The 231-nt window shown below is 58.0% G+C and carries 1 pseudogene; it reads left to right on the forward strand.

Going from position 1 to position 231, the window contains the following annotated elements:
• Window positions 1-231, forward strand: a pseudogene (locus ACW9IR_RS30095) (LysR family transcriptional regulator); the annotation flags it as partial.

Raw genomic sequence — 231 nt, forward strand, 5'->3', positions numbered from 1 at the left:
GACGACACGCAGTGTGTCGTTGTCGGAGGTAGGGGCGGAGTTTGTCAGCACAATTACGCCCGCCCTCTCGACGATCCGGATTGCGTTGGAACAAGCCGGTAATCGCCAGGCGGACCCAACCGGTACTTTACGGCTGAACACATCGGCTGGTGCGGCCAAACAAGTGATGCCACTTTTGCTCGAATACCTGCGACGCCATCCACAGATGAAGCTGGATATCGTCACCGAGGG

This window comes from Pseudomonas sp. SDT291_1_S447, from assembly GCF_054070155.1.